Consider the following 18,815-nt stretch of genomic DNA (forward strand, 5'->3'; position numbering starts at 1 on the left):
AACTGATCGACAAATACTGTGACTTATCCCACCGCCACGGCTACGGTGGACACAAAGGCGCGCAATGATCGCCCGGTTTGGGGCGGTCCGCCAGACTGGAGGTCGTCATGGAAACTAATATCGTCGGACGCAACCTTGGGATCACAGATCGCTTCCGGGATTACGCCACGGAGAAATCCGAGAAAATCGCTCTGCTCGCCGACAAGGCCGTCGCGCTCGAGATCAAGGTCAGCCGCCACCATGAGAAGAACGGTGCTGCCGCCGGCAATGACCGGGTCGAACTCACCCTGATCGGCAAGGGCCCGCTGGTGCGGGCCGAAGCAGACGGTTCCGACAAGTACGCCGCTTTCGATGTGGCGCTCGGTCGTCTACTCGAACGCGTTCGCCGCGCCAAGGACCGCAAGAAGGTGCACCGCGGCGGCGCACACCGTCCCACCTCCCTGCAAGAGGCATCCTCGGTCGGGTTCAGTGTCATCGACATCACGCCGGCCAACCCTGAAACGCTTGAACGGGTACGCACCGGCGCGATTCCCATCGTGAAAACGGAAGCCCCCGTCGCCGACGCCGACGCCGAGGAAGAGTACTGCCCCGTCGTCATCCGCCGCAAGGTGTTCGCCGCGGCTCCCATGTCCGTCGACGATGCCCTCTACTTCATGGAGCTCGTCGGCCACGACTTCTATCTATTCCAAGACATTGAAACCAAGCGTCCGAGCGTGGTGTACCGCCGCAAGGGCTGGGACTATGGAGTCATCGAACTCGACGGTTCGGGCGTGGAGCTGCAGGAGGCTGTGCCCGTTGCCAGCGGGCGCGGCAACTGACCAACTAGCATTGCCTTAGCCGCCGACCAGGTCGGTGCTCTGGCATCTGCCAGACGAGAGGCGCACGCATGCGCTGCGGTAGTCCGCTTGGGCCGCCGCGGTGCGTGCCTGCACCGTTTGACTAGTGGAGTACATTCGTGGCGTCAATTCTTGAAAAGGTTCTTCGTGTTGGTGAAGGCCGCCTTCTGCGCAGGCTGGAAAACTATGCGAAAGCCATCAACGCGCTGGAAGAAGACTTCCATGAGCTCACCGACGACGAGCTGAAGAACGAGACCGTCACTCTGCGGGAACGGTACTCCAACGGCGAATCGCTCGATGACCTACTGCCCGAGGCTTTCGCGGCCGTGCGCGAGGCCAGCATCCGCACCCTGGGTCTGCGTCACTTCGACGTGCAGCTCATGGGTGGAGCAGCCCTGCACCTCGGAAACATCGCCGAGATGAAGACAGGTGAGGGCAAAACCCTCGTCGCCACCACGGCCGCCTACCTCAACGCGATCAGCAGCCGCGGCGTGCACGTCATCACGGTCAACGACTACCTCGCGAGCTACCAGAGTGAGCTCATGGGTCGCGTTTTTCGCGCTCTCGGCATGACGACAGGATGCATCCTCTCCGGTCAGACTCCGGCCCAGCGTCGCGAAATGTATGCGGCCGACATCACCTACGGCACCAACAACGAGTTCGGTTTCGACTACCTGCGCGACAATATGGCATGGCAGGCCAGCGACATGGTGCAGCGCGGTCACTACTTCGCCATCGTCGACGAGGTCGACTCGATCCTCATCGACGAGGCCCGCACCCCCCTGATCATCTCGGGACCGGCGTCCGGCGAGGCGAACCGCTGGTTCAACGAGTTCGCGAGCCTGGCCAAGCGCCTCGTCAACGACGAAGACTTCGAGGTCGACGAGAAGAAACGCACCATCGGTGTGCTCGAACCCGGCATCGAAAAGGTCGAGGACTACCTCGGTATCGATAACCTCTACGAATCGGCCAACACCCCGCTGATCTCCTTTCTGAACAACGCCATCAAGGCCAACGCGCTGTTCAAGAAAGACAAGGACTACGTCGTCATGAACGGCGAGGTGCTCATCGTCGACGAGCACACCGGCCGTATCCTCATGGGTCGCCGCTACAACGAGGGCATCCACCAGGCGATCGAGGCCAAGGAGGGCGTCGCCGTCAAGGCCGAGAACCAGACCCTGGCCACCGTCACCCTGCAGAACTATTTTCGCCTGTACTCAAAGATCTCTGGCATGACCGGAACGGCCGAGACTGAAGCGGCCGAATTCATGAGCACCTATAAGCTCGGCGTGGTGGCCATCCCCACCAACAAGCCGATGCAACGCATCGACCAGTCCGACCTGATCTACAAGAACGAAGAGTCCAAGTTTCGTCAGGTCGTGGAAGACATCGTCGAACGGCACGAAGCAGGCCAGCCGGTTCTGGTCGGCACGACGAGCGTGGAGAAGAGCGAGTACCTGTCGCGTCTGCTCGCCAAGAAGGGCGTGCGTCACGAGGTGCTCAACGCCAAGAACCACGCCCGTGAAGCCGCGATCGTCGCACAGGCCGGCCGACTCGGATCGGTCACCGTCGCCACCAACATGGCCGGTCGTGGCACCGACGTGATGCTCGGCGGCAACGCCGAATTTTTGGCCGTCGCCGAGATGAACGCGAAAGGCCTCAGCCCGATTGAAACCCCCGACGAATACGAGCTTGCCTGGGACGATGTGTTCACCGCGGTGAAGTCCGAAGTCACCATGGAGGCCGAGAAAGTCGTCGCCGCCGGCGGGCTCTACGTGCTCGGCACCGAACGGCACGAGTCACGCCGCATCGACAATCAGCTGCGCGGACGCAGCGGACGTCAGGGCGACCCGGGCGAGAGCCGGTTCTACCTGTCGCTCACCGACGACCTCATGCGGCTGTTCAACGCCGGCGCCGCCGAGGCCCTCATGGGACGCCAGGGTGTGCCCGACGACATGGCGATCGAATCGAAGGTTGTCAGCCGCGCCATTCGCAGCGCCCAGTCGCAGGTCGAGGGTCGCAACGCCGAGATCCGCAAGAACGTGCTCAAGTACGACGACGTTCTCAACCGTCAGCGCGAGGCGATCTACGGCGACCGTCGCCATATTCTCGAGGGTGACGACTTGCACGAGCGCACCCAGACCTTCCTCACCAACGTCATCGACGAGGTGCTCGACGTGCACGCCGGCAACGGCAACGGTGATGACTGGGACTTCGACGCGATGTGGACCGAACTCAAGACTCTCTACCCGGTTGGACTCACCATCGACGAGGTCGTCTCCGAGGCCGGCGACAAGGGCAGGATCAACCGCGATTTCATGCGCCGGGAGATTCTCTCCGACGCCACGCTCGCCTACTCGCGTCGCGAGGAGTCCCTCGGGGCCCCAGCCATGCGCGAACTGGAGCGCCGCGTGGTGCTGTCGGTGATCGACCGCCGCTGGCGCGACCACCTCTACGAGATGGACTATCTGAAGGACGGCATCGGGCTGCGTGCAATGGCCCAGCGCGACCCGTTGGTGGAGTACCAGCGCGAGGGTTTCGCCATGTTCCAGCAGATGATGGGCCAGATTCGTGAAGAGACCGTCGGGTTTCTGTTCAACCTGGACGTTGAGGTCACGGCCGGTGCCGGTGCCGTTGCCGGGCCGGTGGTCGCGGCCAAGGGGCTCACGCCGGCCGACGCCACCGAGGAGAAGCTCAGCTACACCGCCCCGAGCGATTCCGGCGGAATCGAAGTGCGCAACCAGCGCGGCCAGATTCAGCAGGCCGCCACCGACCGGGCACGACGTTCGGCCACGGTCGCCGGCAGCGACGACGAGCCGGCCGAAGCAACCGGCCCGCCCCAGCGTGGAGCGTTCGGACAGAAGACCGAGGGTGCCGCTCCGGTGAATCGGGCCGAGCGCCGCGCCCACGGCAAAAAGACGACCTAGCACCTGCAACACGCGTTGCCGCGTGCCCCGTGACGGGCCCGTGCTGACGAGTGCCCGTCGCGAGGCATCCGTTGACGTGCCGCGCTGCCCGGCGCACCACGCCCGCATCACATGACGGCGATGGCGGTGGCCCGCCACCGGTGGTTGATGCCCTCCAGCTGCATCGCGATGACGTGCGCTCGACGCTTGTCATACACCAGGATGACCGCGTCGAGGCCGCCGCTCTGGGTCGGCCAGGTCCTGACGCGGTCGATCCAGAGTCTCGGCCGTTCGGCGACCACTCCCGTGATGGCTCGGGCCCGCGCCGCGATCGACACGCGAATGAGCAGGTGGGCATAGACATCGTCGGTGACCCACCGCGCGAGCTGCTCGATGTCTCGGGCTCCGGCGATCACCTCGATGGTGCGCATGGCCAGGGCACGAAGTACGGGCTCCGCCTCCGGCAGGTGCTCGGTGCTGGGGGAATGCGGGATGTCGCTTGGTTGTGGGCGGACGTCGCGGGCGTCGACGTGGCGCTCCCGCTGATGGGCGGGCGATTGTCCGGGACCGGGTGACGTCATCGTTCCTCCTGACATCGAACGTGCAGTTGCTCTGGTGCGCAACCTAAGCAGCTTTGCCCCAACGCTGTCGAGCGCTTATAGAGCCTGTGCATAACTTGAGCGAGAATGCTCTGCGTCGGCTATTTTCAACGTGTGCGCTGGGATGATCTGTTTGATGACCTCGAAGGGCAACTCGAACGCGAGCTGCACGCCGAGGTCACTGACCTGCGCCTGCACGAAGAGCGCCAGCGCTTGGAAAAGCTGTCCCTGCGCACCCGGTTGAGTAACGTGGTGCGCTCCGCTGGCCTCGGCGGCACCGTGCGATTGCGCGTCGTGCTCGCGTCCGGCGAGACCCTTTCGCTTCGCCCCACGACTCTCGGCCGCGACTGGCTCGCGGCCGAGCTACTCGATGCGCGGAACAGCCGGGTGCAGTGCGTGATTCCGCTCTCGGCCATCGCCGGTGTCTTGCTCACCGAGGAGCAGAGTTTGGCCTCACTCGCCGTGGAGTCCGCCGCCAACGGAAAGCTGATCGAACGCGTCGGATTTCCCTTTGTGCTGCGCGACCTCTGCCGAAGACGGCGCACCGTGCAACTAGACACCCGCGGTGGTGTTCTGGCCGGAACCATCGATCGGGTGGCGCGGGACCATCTCGACCTGGCGGTGCATCCGCTCGGAACGTTACGCCGTTCCCCCGAGGTGCTGCACTACCGTCTCGTGCCGTTCTGGCAGATTTACGTGATCCGGCTGCGATAGCTGTGGACAACTTTTCTCATAATGCTGCGCACTCGGCCGCTCTGGAGCCCCCCACAATTCGAAAAAAGCGAGGTAACGGATGAAAACACCCGGTCCCACACACACGCGCCGCCGATTCTGGATCGACCCCCGATTCGTCATCGGCCTCGTGCTCGTCGTCGCTTCGATCGCGGGGGTCGGGACGATTGTCGCCGGCAGCGATCGCACCACAGCGGTCTACACCGCACGGCACACTCTGACGGTCGGTGATCAACTCACGTCAACCGATCTCATCGAGACTCGGGTGCAGCTTGGCGGCGCCGCCGAGCTGTACCTCGTGCCCGCGCTCGAGCTGAAGCATGGTCTGCTGGTCACTCAGACGATTCTGGCCGGTGAGCTCGTGGCGCGGTCGGCGGTCGGGGAATCGTCGGGGAGCGACGTGACGAGTGTCGTCGTCGACGTTCCCGGTCGACTGGCCGCGTCCATCGAGGCGGGCTCCGTTATTGACATTTGGTCGGCGCGGGCCACCGGGCCGAGCGAATACGCGCCGCCGACGATTCTGGTGGGGCAGGCCGTCGTCGTCCGCATCGTCGAACCGACCGGCATCATTGCCGCCGACAACGGTCAATCCGTCGAGATGCTCGTACCGAAGGCCAGCGTGGGAGCGGTTCTTGAAGCGATCATGAACGGTGATGCCCTCGCGATCGTGCCCGTGAACACCCCGGTGGGGCCGTAATGGCCCGGCTCGCGCTCGTGCTGGACCGGGCGACCGAGCAACGAATGCTGGCCGACATCATCGACTGCGGGCACAGTGTGGTCACGCGCGTCGATACGGCCCGGGAATTTCTGGAAACGCTGGCACACGGTCAACCGCACGTGGTCGTGGTCAGCGCCCGGCGGGAATCCCTGACCGGCCAGCTGATTGCTGCGTGCGATGAACGCGGCGTCCGGGTGGTCGCGCTCACCGCGACGGAACAGGAACGACGCCACGCCGGCACGCTCGGCCTGTACGAGACGGTCGCGATCCCGTGCGACTGGTCGGAGATCGAAGACCTGCTCGTGTCGGGCGTCGTCGTTCCGTTGCGCGTGGGGGAGCGACACTTCACCGGCGGCGCGCTCAACACCGGATCGGTCATCGCGGTGTGGGGACCGTCCGGCGCTCCAGGCCGCACCACGCTCGCCATCAATATCGCGGCGGAAATCGCCGCTGCCGGACACACCGTGGTGCTGGCCGACGTTGACACCTACAGTGCCTCGATCGCCCCGAGCCTCGGCATGCTCGACGAGGCGCCCGGATTCGCCGCCGCGTGCCGACTGGCCGGCAGCGACAGTCTGAACCAGTCAGAGCTTGAGCGCATCGCGCAGCGCTATAACTCGCCCAAGGGGGCCTTCTGGGTACTCACCGGCCTCGGCCGACCGTCGCGCTGGCCGGAACTGTCGACCGAGCGGGTCACCCGCACCATCGACGCGTTGCGGCACTGGGTCGATTACGTGGTGATGGACACCGGGTTCAGTCTGGAGAGCGACGAAGAGCTCACCAGCGACATCTTGGCGCCCCGGCGTAACGCGGCCACCGTCACCGCCCTGCGGGCGGCCGACCACGTCGTTGCCTGCGGGCTTGCCGACCCGGTGGGTATGGCCCGATTTCTGCGCGCTTGGAGCGACCTCACGGAGGTCACCGCGGGAAGCACGCTCAGCGTCGTGATGAACCAGGTGCGGGCGAGCGCGGTCGGGCTGAATCCGCGCGGGCAGGTGGCGGCCATGCTGTTGCGGTTCGGCGGAATCGAGTCGCCCATCCTGGTGCCACACGACCAGGGCGCCCTCGATGCGGCGGTGTTGACCGGTCGCACCCTGCGGGACGCGAGCCCGAAATCCCCGGCTCGCGTGAGCATCCGTCGTTTTGTGTTGGAGGACCTGATCGTCGCTCCGGCTCAAGAATCCGAGCGGATGCCGCGGCGCGTGCGGTGGCACGGCCGAAAAGCCGCCCCGGCGACGTGAAGCCTCCGTTACACCTAGGCTATGGAGAGTGTCGACGCTCAGTGATCTCGTACTTGCCCAGGGCCGCAGCAGCGCGGAGGATGTGGACTGGCTGCACATGCTTGTCGCGGACGGCCAGCTGCTGGCCGACCTCGCCTTCGCGGACATCGTCGTCTGGGTGCCGACGACCTCCGGCAGCTTCGTCGCGGTCGCACACGCGCGCCCGTCGAGCGCGGCCACCCTGTTCTATCGTGACTTCGTCGGCCGGCACATCAAGGTCGAGTGGCGCAATCAGGTCACCGAAGCTTTCGAGACCGCCAAGATCGTCGACACCACCGCCCCCGACTGGTACGAGGAGACTCCTACCCGGGTGCGCGCCATTCCGGTGCTGCGACGGCTGAGTACGACCGGTTCCGAGTTGACGGCTGCCCCGGTGGCGGTGCTCACTCGCCACACCAACCTGAGTGAGGCGCGCACGCCGAGCCGTCAGGAACTCACCTTCAACGACTGCGCCAACGACCTGTTCGCCATGATCGCCTCCGGGGACTTTCCCGACCTCGGCGCCCCGACCGGGCCGCGCCGCGGTGCGCCGCGCGCGTCAGACGGCCTGCTGCGGCTTGACGTCGACGGCCAGACCACCTTCGCCAGCCCCAATGCGCTCTCCGCGTTCAACCGAATGGGTTTCGCCGAGGAACTCGAGGGCGAGTCGCTCGCCGAGGTCACGACGAGCCTGCTCACCGGCACCGCCGTCGTCGACGAGTCCCTACCTCTTGTCGTCACCGGACGGGCGCCGTGGCGCACCGACATCGAGGCGCGTGGCGTGACGGTGTCGCTGCGGGCGATTCCCATTCGCAATCGCGGCGAACGGGTCGGCGCGATCATTCTGTCGCGCGACGTCACCGAGCTGCGCCACCAAGAACGTGAACTGATCACCAAGGACGCCACCATCCGGGAGATTCACCACCGGGTCAAGAACAACCTGCAGACCGTGGCGTCGCTGCTGCGCATCCAGGCGCGGCGTACCCAGTCCGACCGGGCGCGCGAGGCGCTGACCCAGGCGATGCGGCGGGTCGCAGCCATCGCCGTCGTGCACGACACGCTGTCAGAGGGGCTCAGCCAGATCGTCGACTTCGACGCCGTCTTCGAACGGGTGCTGTTGCTGACGGTGGAGGTCGCATCCGCTCACAACACGACAGTGCACCCGAAGTCGGTCGGCAGCTTCGGAACCCTGCCGAGCGCCTATGCGACGCCGCTCGCGCTCGTGCTGACCGAACTCGTTACCAACGCGGTCGAGCACGGCCTCGCCGGGCGTGAGGGCGAAGTGTCGATCGAAGCACAGCGCAGCGACGAGACCCTCACCGTCATGGTGCGCGACACCGGCGCCGGCCTCCCGGAGGGCAAGGTTGGCTCGGGCCTCGGCACGCAGATCGTGCGCACGCTCATTCAGGGCGAACTCGGCGGCACCATCGACTGGCACACCATGATGGGCAGCGGCACCGAGGTCACGATTGAGATCCCCCTGCGTTTCATGAAGGAAGGCTAGCCCCGCCCCTGGCGGTCCCGTGCCTGGCGTCCCGAGAGCAACCGGGCCCGGAACGCGGGCTCATGATAGATGCTGGGCCCACTCGCCTAACGTGGGCCCGCGAGTGGATGTTCGTTGCCCACCACCCCACCCCAGGCCACGCCATCCCACACCACGCCATCCCGCACCCGGCTGGACGGCACAAAAAAGCGAGCCCGCGGCCTCCGGGAGTACCGGATGGCCGTAGGCTCGCGTTCTGTGGTTGTGCTGCCCGGCTAGGAGGCGCGGCGGGCGCGTGCAGCACGACGCTTGAGCGCGCGGCGCTCGTCTTCGCTCAGGCCGCCCCAGACTCCCGAGTCCTGACCGGTCTCGAGTGCGTACTGGAGGCACACCTCAGTGACACTGCATCGGGCGCACACCGACTTGGCCTTCTCGATCTGGTCCACAGCCGGTCCAGTGTTGCCAACCGGAAAGAAAAGTTCCGGGTCAGCGGTGAGGCAGGCAGCTTTATCGCGCCAGTCCATAGGGATGCTCCTTTTACTACATGAGTGCACGGCCGATTGGCCAGAGTTGCACGGGTCATGGCCGGTTGCAGGAAAGTGGGATCTGCGCGATTACGGCGTTGAAACAGCTCACGTCCCTGTGAGCGTCAACCGGGCCTCAAATATCGTCCCATAATAGAGGTATCAAATCAATAGTTTTGTGTAGCTTTTCGCTGTGAAGAGCGGCTCTGGTGCAGGGCGTCCCGCCTGGATCGACCTCCGGGCGCTTCGCCGTGCCCCCCTGCTGGGGGTATTTGTCGCCCTGCTCGCCCTGGAAGCGCTCGCCCTGTGGGCCTTCAGTGCCTGGTGGGTGTTCGAACTGCTCAGTGCCACCCCGAACTCGGTGGGAGCATCGCTCGCCCTGTTCGCCCTCACCGTGGTCGCTGCCGTGTGGGTCAGCGCGATCACCGTCGGTGCGCTGCGCGGGCGTCCGTGGATTCGCGGGGCCGCGGTCACCTGGCAGTTCGTGCAGGTCATGATCGCCATCGGCTGTTTTCAGGGCATCTACGCCCGGCCCGACGTCGGCTGGGCGCTGCTGCTGCCGTCGATCATCGTGCTCGTGCTGGTCTTCAACCCGCGTGTGGTCGCCGCGACCAGCCACGAACCCGAGCCCAACGACGACTGACCGGCGCTGTGCTGACCGGCGCTGTGCTGACCGGCGCTGTGCTGACCGGCGCTGTGCTGACCGGCGCTGTGCTGACCGGCGCTGTGCTGAACGCTGCTGTCTCGGCCCGTTCGCCCGGTCAGCCCGACAGTCAGGCGTCGATACCGAGCTTCTTGCGGAGGCTCGCGACGTGACCGGTGGCCTTGACGTTGTAGAGGGCGTGGGTGATGACTCCGGCCTCGTCGAGCACGAAGGTTGAGCGCAGCACGCCGGTCACGACCTTGCCGTACAGGTTCTTCTCGCCCCAGGTGCCGTAGGCGTGGTGCACGTCGAGGCCCGAATCGCTGAGCAGCGGAAAGTTCACGGAGTCGTGCTCCTGAAACTTCTTGAGCTGGGCCCTAGCATCTTTCGACAGGCCCAGCACCTGGTAGCCGGCCGATTTGAGGGACCCGAGGTTATCGCGAAAGTCGCAGGCCTGGGTCGTGCAACCGGGTGTCATCGCGGCCGGGTAGAAATACACGACGACCTTGCTGCCGGCAAAATCGGCAAGCGAAACGGATGCCCCATCCTGGTCGGTCAGGGTGAAGTGGGGGGCCGTGTCGCCAACTGCAAGGCGCGCTGAATCCGTCATGCATCCATCGTATCCGCGTCGTGTGACACTCGATCCCGCTCAGCGGGCTGGCGCGAAGGTCGCCAATAGGCGTTGCAGCGAGTCCAGGCGCACCCGGCCGGTGTCGCCGAGTTCGTCGGCTTCGACGGCTTCGATGATCGCGCAATCCGGCGAACCGGGCAGGTGCGTGCAGCCGCGGGGGCAGTGTTCCGCGATCGTGGCGAGGTCGGTGAACGCCTTGAGGATGTTGTCGGTGTTGATATGACCCAGACCGAAGGACCGCACGCCGGGGGTGTCGATGACCCAGCCGCGACCGGCATCCGTTTCCAGGCGCAGTGACACGGTCGACGACGAGGTGTGGCGCCCGCGGCCGGTGACGGTGTTGACGACGCCGATGGCCCGGTTGGTGCCCGGCACGAGCGCGTTCACGAGGGTGGACTTGCCGACTCCGGAGTGCCCGACGAAAACCGTGTCGTGGCCGACCAGCACCGCCGAAATCTGTTCGATCGGCATGCCGCCTTCGCCGCTCTGGAACACGGGCAGGTCGAGCCCGGCGAAGTTGGCCAGAAACGCGGCCGGGTCGGCGAGGTCGGTCTTGGTGATGCACAGAATAGGCTTCACGCCGGCGTCGTAGGCCGCGACCAGATACCGATCCACCAAGCGGATGCGCGGCTCCGGGTTGGCTGCAGCGACCACGATCAGCATCTGGTCGGCATTGGCCACGATCACGCGCTCGACGGCGTCGGTGTCGTCGGCGCTGCGTCTCAGTAGGGTGTCTCGTGGCACGATGCGCACGATGCGGGCCAGGCTGCCCTCGGCCCCGGTTGTATCGCCGACGATGTCGACGCGATCGCCGTTGACGACGGCCTTCTTGCGCAGCTCGCTCGCCCGAGCCGTCGTGATGCGTCGCTCGGTGGGCAGGTTCTCGTCGAGCATGACCGTGTAGCGTCCGCGGTCAACCGAGAGGATGCGCCCGGTCAGAGCGTTCTCGTGGCCCGGCCGGGTCTTGGTGCGGGGTTTACTGCCCTTGCGGCCGGGACGTACCCGCACGCTCGACTCGTCGAACTCCGGTTCGTCGTCGTCGGCGGACGCCCACCAGGTGTCGCCGGGATCGCCGGCCAGGTCGTCGGGCTCTGAGGCGGCGTTCGCGCCGTTTGGCTCGTCTGACCGGTCACGATCGTCGTCGTTCCCGCTCGCGGGCGTGCCCGCGTTGGGCGCCAGCGGCATTTAGAGCGCCGCTTCGGTGATCATCGCGTGCCACAGCTGGGGAAATTGCGGGAGGGTCTTCGCGGTCGTGCCGATGTTCTCCACCTCGACACCGGCCACACGCAGGCCGATCAGCGCTCCAGCCGTAGCCATGCGGTGGTCGTCGTAGCTGAGCCACTGGCCGCCGTGCAGCGGCGCCGGCTCGATCTGTAGGCCGTCGGACAGTTCGGTGACCGTGCCGCCGAGCCGGTTGATCTCGGTGGCCAGCGCGGCGAGACGGTCGGTCTCGTGGTTGCGAATGTGCCCGATGCCGGTGATCGTGCTCGGCGTCTCGGCGAGGGCCGCGAGGGCCACGAGGGTGCAGGCGAGCTCACCGCCGGTGGAGAGATCCAGATCGACGCCGTGAACTGCCTCTCCGCCGGTGACGGTGAGCCGGTCGCCGACCCGAGTGACGGTCGCGCCAAACAGCGGCAGTAGCTGCTCGAGGTCGGCGCCGACCTGCGTGGTCGTCTCCGGCCAGCCGGTGATCGTGACACTGCCGCCGGCCACGAGCGCGGCGCACAGGAACGGCGCGGCGTTCGAGAGATCGGGTTCAATGTCGACCGTGCGTCCGGTGATCTCACCGGGTTCGATGATCCATTCGCCAACGCGGGGGGTCGCCACGGCCACTCCGCGAGCGCGCAGCACCTCAATGGTCATCTCGATGTGCGGCAGGCTCGGCAGACGTTCACCCGAGTGGGTGAGGTGCAGGCCCTGCTCGAAGCGTGCGCCGGCCAGCAGCAGCCCGGAGACGAACTGGCTCGACGTGCCCGCGTCGATGGTAGCGGCGCCGCCCGTGACCGCTCCGCGTCCGTGCACGGTGAACGGCAGGGCTCGCTTGCCATCGTCGTTGATGTCGCCACCGAGGTCGCGCAGAGCACCGATAATGGGCCCCATCGGGCGGCGGCGTGCGCCGGCATCGCCGTCGAAGGTCGTCGGGCCGAGGGCAAGGGCGGCCAGCGGCGGCAGAAAGCGCATGACGGTGCCGGCCAGGCCGCAGTCAATCGTGGTGGAGCCGAGCAGTTCGGCCGGTGGGGTCACGCGCAGGTCGGCGCCGAACGCGCCGACGCCGGCAACGGCCTCAATGGTGGCGCCGAGTTGGCGCAGCGCGTCGACCATGAGGTCGCTGTCCCGCGAGTGCAGCGGTGACCGCAGCAGCGACGGTTCGCTCGCGAGAGCGGATGCCACCAACTCCCGGTTGGTCAGCGATTTCGAGCCCGGCAAAGCCAGCACCGCCTGCAGCGGGGCATTCGTGGTCGGCGCGTGCCACCAGACATCCGCTTCGGTCGGTGAATTGTCGCCGTACGGATCGAACTCCGGCTTGGAATATCTCGAGATCAACATCGGTTATCAGAATAGTCGGTGATAACAATCGGAGGGAGATCTGTAGCGGTGTCAATGCTGTTGGAACGACCCCTGGCTGCGGGTAACAGCCTAGAATTATCCGTGATGACTTCAGACACGCCCGTGAACTCGGAAGACCTTTCGAGCAGCGACACAGAACTCACGACACGTACACCGACAAAAGCCGAACTGCGCGAGCAGACCCGCGGATTGTTCGAGGAACAGGCGTTGCCGTTCCTTGACCAGCTCTACGCGGCGGCCATGCGCATGACCCGCAACCCCTCCGATGCGCAGGATCTCGTGCAGGAGACCTTTGTGAAGGCTTTCGCCGCATTCGCGCAGTACGAGCAGGGCACCAACCTCAAGGCGTGGCTGTACCGTATCCTCACCAACACCTTCATCAACGCGTACCGCAAGAAGCAGCGCGAGCCCTATCAGGGCACCATCGATGCGCTGGAGGACTGGCAGCTTGGCGGCGCCGAATCGACCACCGCCATGTCGGGGCGTTCAGCCGAGGCCGAGGCCATCGACCACCTGCCTGACAGTGCCGTCAAAGACGCCCTGCAGTCCATTCCCGAAGACTTCCGACTCGCCGTGTACTTCGCCGACGTCGAAGGGTTCTCCTACCAGGAGATCGCCGAAATCATGAAAACCCCCATTGGCACCGTGATGAGTCGCCTGCACCGTGGCCGGCGACTCCTGCGAGAGCTCTTGGCCGGCTACGCGGCAGAGCGCGGGCTGGACACGGGCCAGGGCCAGAGAACATCCAGGAGAGCAGACAAATGACCGATTGCGGTTGCGAGAAGGCCAAGGCCGAACTCGAAGAGTACCTGCACAACGAACTTCGCAAAGATGATGCGGCCGACATTCAGGAGCACCTTGCCAGTTGCCCCGATTGCAGCATCGAACATCTCGTCGGGCGTACGATGACCGAGGTCATACAGCGTGCCTGCAAGGAGACCGCGCCCGAAGACCTGCGTGATCAGGTCTTGCTCAAGCTGCGTGCCCTGCAGGCCTCGCACTGAACGGCCGCATTGACGAGGGGCTCGAGTCGCCCGACCGCGGTGACGGCTCGAGCTGTCCCAGCAAAAAAGCGGCGCCGGCTGGGCCTTTGACCTGGGCGAATGTTGTGAAGTCTCACTCCCACGGCGTCCGCAGCACCGTGCCACCGAACTCGCTCACCTTCCCGGCAGCCGTGCGCACGTCAGCGACCCCGAGGTAGACCTGCCAGCGGTCGGGGCCCGAACCGTCTCGTCGACGTTCTCGATTGCGAGGTCGGTCATCCAGAAGTCCCGGTTTCGCCTCGATGGGTCCTGTACGGTCACACCGGCATAGCGCCGCCGCCGTGAAAGAACATCGTGTACCGGCCAGGCTCCGCCCCGGTGTCGATGGCCTTCCAGCTGAGCAGCTTGGCGTAGAACACGATTGACCGGGCCGGGTCGCTTGTTATCAGGTCGATCCAACACGGCTCCCCGAGCTGGTTTTCCGTCTGAACGGGCATGGGCGCGCTCCTCGGTTGACCCGAGCGTGGAACTGTCGGCGCGGTCTGGAAGCGCACGGCTGGTCCCTGCACGTTCTGACCAGGCGAGCGGATGCCGTCGCGACGTCTTTCGAAGGAGCCCCGCGACTGCACCGAGAGATAGCCCCACGACTGCGCGGAAACGGCGCGAAAACGGCGCGGACACAGCACAGGAGGGTGACCAGGTCACCCTCCTGTGCTACTGCACTGCTGTCACCGCGCTAGAGCGTCAGCGCCTCGCGCTGCAGCTTGACCTGCTCGATCGCGTGGCGCTTGGGCGAGCCGGCGGCCGGCGAAGCCGAAGCCGGACGCGAGAACAGCCGCATGGCACGCGGGCCGAGCTTGCTGGTCTCCAGGTAGAAGAACGGCCAGGCACCCTGGTTCTCCGGTTCGTCCTGCACCCACGCCAGTTCGGCGTTCGGGTACTGGGCGGCCACGCTCTTCAGCGCCACGGTGGGCAGCGGGTAGTACTGCTCGACGCGCACGAGGGCGATCTGGGGGTTCGGGTTCTTCTCGAGTTCGTTCAGCAGGTCGTAGTAGATCTTTCCGGCCATGAACAAGACACGCTTGACGGCGTTCTTGTCGGTAATGCGGGGGTCATCGATGACCGTCTCGAACTTGCCGCTCGTGAGTTCGGCCACGGCGCTCGTCGCGCCGCGCAGGCGAAGCATCGACTTGGGGGTGAACACGATCAGCGGGCGGCGCGGGCGCATGTACGCCTGGCGGCGCAGCAGGTGGAAGTACGATGCCGGCGTCGATGGGCGCGCCACGGTCATGTTCTCTTCGGCACACAGCTGCAGGAACCGCTCGATGCGGGCCGACGAGTGGTCGGGTCCCTGACCCTCGTAACCGTGCGGCAGCAGCAGTACGACGGATGATCGCTGGCCCCACTTCTGCTCGGCGGAGGAGACGAACTGGTCGATGATGGTCTGCGCGCCGTTGGCGAAGTCACCGAACTGCGCTTCCCAGAGCACGAGGGCGTCGGCGCGTTCCACCGAGTAGCCGTACTCGAAGCCCATGGCGGCGTATTCGCTCAGCAGCGAGTCGTAGATCCAGAATCGGGCCTGGTTGTCCTTGAGGTTGGCCAGAGGCAACCATTCCTGGCCGTTCACCCGGTCGTGCAGAACAGCGTGACGCTGCACGAATGTGCCGCGGCGGGCATCCTGTCCGGCTAAACGCACCGGGGTACCTTCGAGCAGTAGGGAACCGAGCGCGAGCAGTTCGCCGAAGCTCCAGTCGATGTTGCCGTTGCGGCTCATGTCGAGACGCTTCTGCAGCAGCTGCTGCAGCTTGCTGTGCACGGTGAAGCCGGACGGCTTGTTGTTGAAGGCGTCGCCGATGAGTTGAATGACACTCTCGGGAACGCCGGTCGTCTCCGGCTCGCCAGCGGCGTCGTCTCGGGCCTGCGCTTCGGCTTCGGCCTTGGCCGTGGCGGCCATTTCCGGCGTGATGATCGGGATCGACGCCGTCTGCGCGGCGTGGGTTTCGAGGAAGGCACGCTCGAGGCGATCCTGGAAGTCGCGGTGGGCGGCTTCGTATTCTTCCTCGGTGATGTCGCCACGGCCGACGAGTGCCTCGGTGTACAGCTTGCGTACGCTGCGCTTGGCCTCGACCAGGTTGTACATCAGCGGCTGGGTCATCGAGGGGTCGTCGCCCTCGTTGTGCCCGCGACGTCGGTAGCAGATGAGGTCGACGACGACATCTTTCTTGAACTCCTGGCGGTAGGCGAACGCGAGCTCGCCGGCACGCACGACGGCCTCGGGGTCGTCCCCGTTGACGTGGAAGATCGGCGCCTGAATGGTCTTGGCAACGTCGGTCGCGTAGATGCTGGTGCGGGCATCCTGCGGCAGGGTCGTGAAACCGAGCTGGTTGTTGACGACGATGTGCACGGTTCCGCCGGTGCGGTAGCCGCGCAGCTGGGACATCTGCAGGGTTTCGAGCACGACGCCCTGGCCGGCCATCGCGGCGTCGCCGTGAATGAGGATGGGCAGGGTGGAGAAGGTGCCGATCGGCTTGCGGTCCTGCTTGGCCCGCACAATGCCCTCGAGCACGCCGTCGCCGGCCTCGAGGTGCGACGGGTTGGCGGCGAGCGATACCGGAATTTCGGCGCCGTCTTCACCGCGGAACATGCCCGTGGTGCCGAGGTGATACTTCACGTCACCTGAACCGTGCACGGTGCGCGGGTCCTGGGTTCCCTCGAACTCACGGAAGATCTCGCCGTAGGTCTTGCCGGCGATGTTGGTGAGCACGTTCAGGCGGCCTCGGTGGGCCATGCCGATCGCCACCTCGTCGAGACCCTGCTCGGCAGCACCCTGCAGAATGGTGTCGAGCAGCGGAATAGTGCACTCGCCACCCTCGAGGCTGAAGCGCTTCTGCCCGACATACTTGGTCTGCAGGAACGTTTCGAAGGCTTCGGCCTCGTTGAGCTTGCCGAGGATACGCATCTGCTCGTGGTGCGTGGGCTTGACGTAGGTCTTCTCCATCTTCTCCTGCACCCACTTGCGCTGGGCCGGGTCCTGAATGTGCATGTACTCGATGCCCGTGGTGCGGCAATACGAGTCGCGCAGCACACCGAGAATGTCGCGCAGCATCATCTGGCGCTGCAAACCGAAACCGCCGGTCACGAAGGACCGGTCGAGGTCCCAGAAGGTGAGCCCGTGAGTGGCGATATCGAGGTCGGGGTGACTGCGCTGCATGTACTCGAGCGGGTCGATGTCGGCCATGAGGTGGCCGCGCACCCGGAACGAGTTGATCAGTTCCTGCACGCGAGCGGTCTTGTCGACGGCACTCGCGAGGTCGACGCTGATGTCCGGTGCCCAGTGGATCGGGTCGTACGGAATGCGCAGCGCCGAGAAGATCTCTTCGTAGAAGTTGTGCTGGCCGATCAGAAGCTCGTGCACGATCTTGAGGAACTCGCCCGAACCAGCACCCTGAATGACGCGGTGGTCGTAGGTGCTTGTGAGGGTGATGGTCTTTGAGATGGCCAGGCCGGTGAGCGTCTTGACGCTCGAACCCTGGAACTCCGCCGGGTAGTCGAGGGCGCCGGCGCCGATGATGCAGCCCTGGCCCTTCATGAGGCGCGGCACCGAGTGCACGGTGCCGATGCCGCCCGGGTTGGTCAGCGACAGGGTCGCGCCGGCGAAGTCGTCGGCGGTGAGCTTGTTGTGACGTGCCCGGGTGACGAGGTCTTCGTACGCGGAGAGGTACTCGCCGAACGTCATCGTGTCAGCACGCTTGATTGCCGGAACGAGCAAGGCGCGGGTGCCGTCGGGCTTGGGCATGTCGATGGCCAGACCCATTCCGACGTGGGCGGGGGCGACGACGGAGGGCTTGCCGTCGACCTCGTCGTAGTAGACGTTCTGGCTGGGGAACATCTTGAGCGCGCGAATCAGCGCCCAACCGATCAAGTGGGTGAAGGAGACCTTGCCACCCCGAGCCCGCTTCATGTGATTGTTCATGACAATGCGGTTGTCGATGAGCAGCTTGGCCGGAATGGTGCGAACACTCGTGGCCGTTGGCACGGTCAAGCTTGTGACCATGTTCGTCGCGAGGGACTTTGCCATACCGCGCAGCGGCGAGACCTTGTCTTGCCTGACCGGCTTGGACTGGTCGACGACGACGGCCTGCGGGCTTGTGACGGGAGCATCGGCGGGAACCGGGACCGGCTTGGGCGCACTCGATGTTGTGCGAGCCGTCGGCTGGTTCTCGGTGACGGGGGCCGACGCGGTGGCACCGGGCGGAGTCTGGGCCACCGGCGCGGGTGCCGCCGGTGCTGCGACCGGCGCGGGTGCTGCCGTTGCCGTTGCTGTGACCGGCGCTGGTGCTGCCGGGGGAGCGTTTGCAGCCGGGGTGTTTGCGGTCTGGTGGTAACTTTCGAGCACCGGCCACCACGACTCATCCACCGACTTCTTGTCGATCAAATAGCGTTCGTACAATTCGTCAACGAGCCACTCGTTTGCTCCGAATTCGCCTGACGTTGTTTCGTCAGAAGCTCCACCGGTTACCTGGCTTGACACCGTGGGATCGCCCACTCTCTGCTTTGAATTTGGATGCCCTCGGCTATGTCATACGCCGGGTCAATCTGCGCTTTCATTGAGTCTGTCGCTGACGATGTCGACCGCCAGGTCAGTCTTAGTGACCAGCCTAATCCCATCCCATGCGACCATAAACACCCAAGTGAACGGCTAGCGTTCTTGGTATGCAGTTCTATGGAACGACGCCCAGCCATGATTTGACCTACTCCGACGTGTTTCTGGTGCCCGGCCAATCGGCCGTCACCAGCCGTTTGAATGTTTCGCTGGCCCCGAATGACGGCACCGGCGCCACGATACCGATCGTGTCAGCGAATATGAACTCGGTCACCGGGCCGCGCCCGGGGGGCCCCCGCCCCCCCGGCCGCGGCCGCGGGGTGGGTCCCG

Annotated in this window: 17 protein-coding genes and 1 pseudogene; 11 read left to right on the forward strand and 7 right to left on the reverse strand. The window is 65.4% G+C overall.

Translation table 11 applies throughout. The features are described 5' to 3' along the window. Positions 1–107 precede the first annotated feature (107 nt). Together raiA and secA are read left to right on the forward strand one after the other, a co-directional pair. Positions 108–818, forward strand: coding sequence for a ribosome-associated translation inhibitor RaiA (raiA, locus tag LH475_RS10005; protein WP_196843086.1), 711 nt, complete (start codon positions 108–110; stop codon positions 816–818). 137 nt (positions 819–955) lie between these two features. Further along, positions 956–3,763, forward strand: a complete 2,808-nt coding sequence (gene secA / locus LH475_RS10010; RefSeq protein ID WP_196843087.1) for a preprotein translocase subunit SecA — start codon at positions 956–958, stop codon at positions 3,761–3,763. A 107-nt stretch (positions 3,764–3,870) separates the two neighbouring features. Here the strand turns inward: secA and LH475_RS10015 are convergent, their stop codons facing one another. Beyond that, positions 3,871–4,323, reverse strand: a complete 453-nt coding sequence (locus tag LH475_RS10015) for an Rv3235 family protein (RefSeq protein WP_196843088.1) — start codon at positions 4,321–4,323, stop codon at positions 3,871–3,873. A gap of 132 nt (positions 4,324–4,455) precedes the next feature. Here LH475_RS10015 and LH475_RS10020 point away from each other — a divergent pair, with 132 nt between their 5' ends. From LH475_RS10020 to LH475_RS10035, 4 genes are all read left to right on the forward strand, one after another. Then, on the forward strand, positions 4,456–5,055 hold the full coding sequence (locus LH475_RS10020; protein WP_196843089.1) for a hypothetical protein: 600 nt from the start codon (positions 4,456–4,458) through the stop codon (positions 5,053–5,055). 79 nt (positions 5,056–5,134) lie between these two features. Next, positions 5,135–5,770 (forward strand): hypothetical protein, encoded by a 636-nt coding sequence (locus tag LH475_RS10025; protein ID WP_297413764.1) that lies wholly within the window; start codon positions 5,135–5,137, stop codon positions 5,768–5,770. Beyond that, positions 5,770–7,032, forward strand: a complete 1,263-nt coding sequence (locus tag LH475_RS10030) for a regulator (RefSeq protein WP_196843091.1) — start codon at positions 5,770–5,772, stop codon at positions 7,030–7,032. Before LH475_RS10025 ends, LH475_RS10030 begins: the two co-directional genes overlap by 1 nt. Before the next feature lie 28 nt (positions 7,033–7,060). Continuing rightward, positions 7,061–8,554, forward strand: a complete 1,494-nt coding sequence (locus LH475_RS10035) for a PAS domain-containing sensor histidine kinase (protein ID WP_196843092.1) — start codon at positions 7,061–7,063, stop codon at positions 8,552–8,554. Between the two features lie 254 nt (positions 8,555–8,808). Here LH475_RS10035 and LH475_RS10040 read toward each other — a convergent pair whose 3' ends face one another. After that, a complete protein-coding gene (locus LH475_RS10040) occupies positions 8,809–9,057 on the reverse strand; it encodes a WhiB family transcriptional regulator (protein WP_123046689.1) in 249 nt (82 codons plus the stop codon). A 193-nt stretch (positions 9,058–9,250) separates the two neighbouring features. Between LH475_RS10040 and LH475_RS10045 the strand changes: the two genes are divergently transcribed. Both LH475_RS10045 and LH475_RS14575 read left to right on the forward strand, forming a co-directional pair. Further along, entirely contained in the window at positions 9,251–9,700 is a 450-nt protein-coding gene (locus LH475_RS10045) for a hypothetical protein (RefSeq protein ID WP_196843093.1), read from the forward strand. 38 nt (positions 9,701–9,738) lie between these two features. Next, a complete protein-coding gene (locus LH475_RS14575; protein ID WP_366145596.1) occupies positions 9,739–9,873 on the forward strand; it encodes a hypothetical protein in 135 nt (44 codons plus the stop codon). Here LH475_RS14575 and bcp read toward each other — a convergent pair. Genes bcp through aroA form a run of 3 tightly spaced genes read right to left on the reverse strand, consistent with a single transcriptional unit; the run spans position 9,831 to position 12,878 of the window. Continuing rightward, complete coding sequence (bcp, locus tag LH475_RS10050; RefSeq protein WP_196843094.1) at positions 9,831–10,310, reverse strand: thioredoxin-dependent thiol peroxidase; 480 nt, start codon at positions 10,308–10,310, stop codon at positions 9,831–9,833. The genes LH475_RS14575 and bcp overlap by 43 nt on opposite strands. A 39-nt stretch (positions 10,311–10,349) precedes the next feature. Beyond that, positions 10,350–11,516, reverse strand: coding sequence for a ribosome small subunit-dependent GTPase A (rsgA, locus tag LH475_RS10055; RefSeq protein WP_196843095.1), 1,167 nt, complete (start codon positions 11,514–11,516; stop codon positions 10,350–10,352). Then, entirely contained in the window at positions 11,517–12,878 is a 1,362-nt protein-coding gene (aroA, locus tag LH475_RS10060; protein ID WP_196843096.1) for a 3-phosphoshikimate 1-carboxyvinyltransferase, read from the reverse strand. It abuts the gene before it with no gap. Between the two features lie 105 nt (positions 12,879–12,983). On the opposite strand from aroA, the gene LH475_RS10065 reads away from it, so the two are divergent. Together LH475_RS10065 and LH475_RS10070 are read left to right on the forward strand one after the other, a co-directional pair. Further along, positions 12,984–13,664, forward strand: coding sequence for a sigma-70 family RNA polymerase sigma factor (locus LH475_RS10065; RefSeq protein WP_196843097.1), 681 nt, complete (start codon positions 12,984–12,986; stop codon positions 13,662–13,664). Next, positions 13,661–13,903, forward strand: coding sequence for a zf-HC2 domain-containing protein (locus LH475_RS10070; RefSeq protein ID WP_196843098.1), 243 nt, complete (start codon positions 13,661–13,663; stop codon positions 13,901–13,903). Before LH475_RS10065 ends, LH475_RS10070 begins: the two co-directional genes overlap by 4 nt. 296 nt (positions 13,904–14,199) lie before the next feature. Here LH475_RS10070 and LH475_RS10075 read toward each other — a convergent pair whose 3' ends face one another. Together LH475_RS10075 and LH475_RS10080 are read right to left on the reverse strand one after the other, a co-directional pair. After that, positions 14,200–14,379 (reverse strand): hypothetical protein, encoded by a 180-nt coding sequence (locus LH475_RS10075; protein ID WP_196843099.1) that lies wholly within the window; start codon positions 14,377–14,379, stop codon positions 14,200–14,202. Between the two features lie 239 nt (positions 14,380–14,618). Then, positions 14,619–18,413 carry a multifunctional oxoglutarate decarboxylase/oxoglutarate dehydrogenase thiamine pyrophosphate-binding subunit/dihydrolipoyllysine-residue succinyltransferase subunit gene (locus LH475_RS10080; RefSeq protein ID WP_297413775.1) on the reverse strand — a complete coding sequence of 1,265 codons (3,795 nt, stop codon included), beginning with the start codon at positions 18,411–18,413 and terminating at the stop codon, positions 14,619–14,621. 182 nt (positions 18,414–18,595) lie between these two features. On the opposite strand from LH475_RS10080, the pseudogene LH475_RS10085 reads away from it, so the two are divergent. Beyond that, positions 18,596–18,815, forward strand: a pseudogene (locus LH475_RS10085) (IMP dehydrogenase); the annotation flags it as partial.

Source organism: Cryobacterium sp. (genome assembly GCF_026786305.1).
Lineage (GTDB): Bacteria > Actinomycetota > Actinomycetes > Actinomycetales > Microbacteriaceae > Cryobacterium.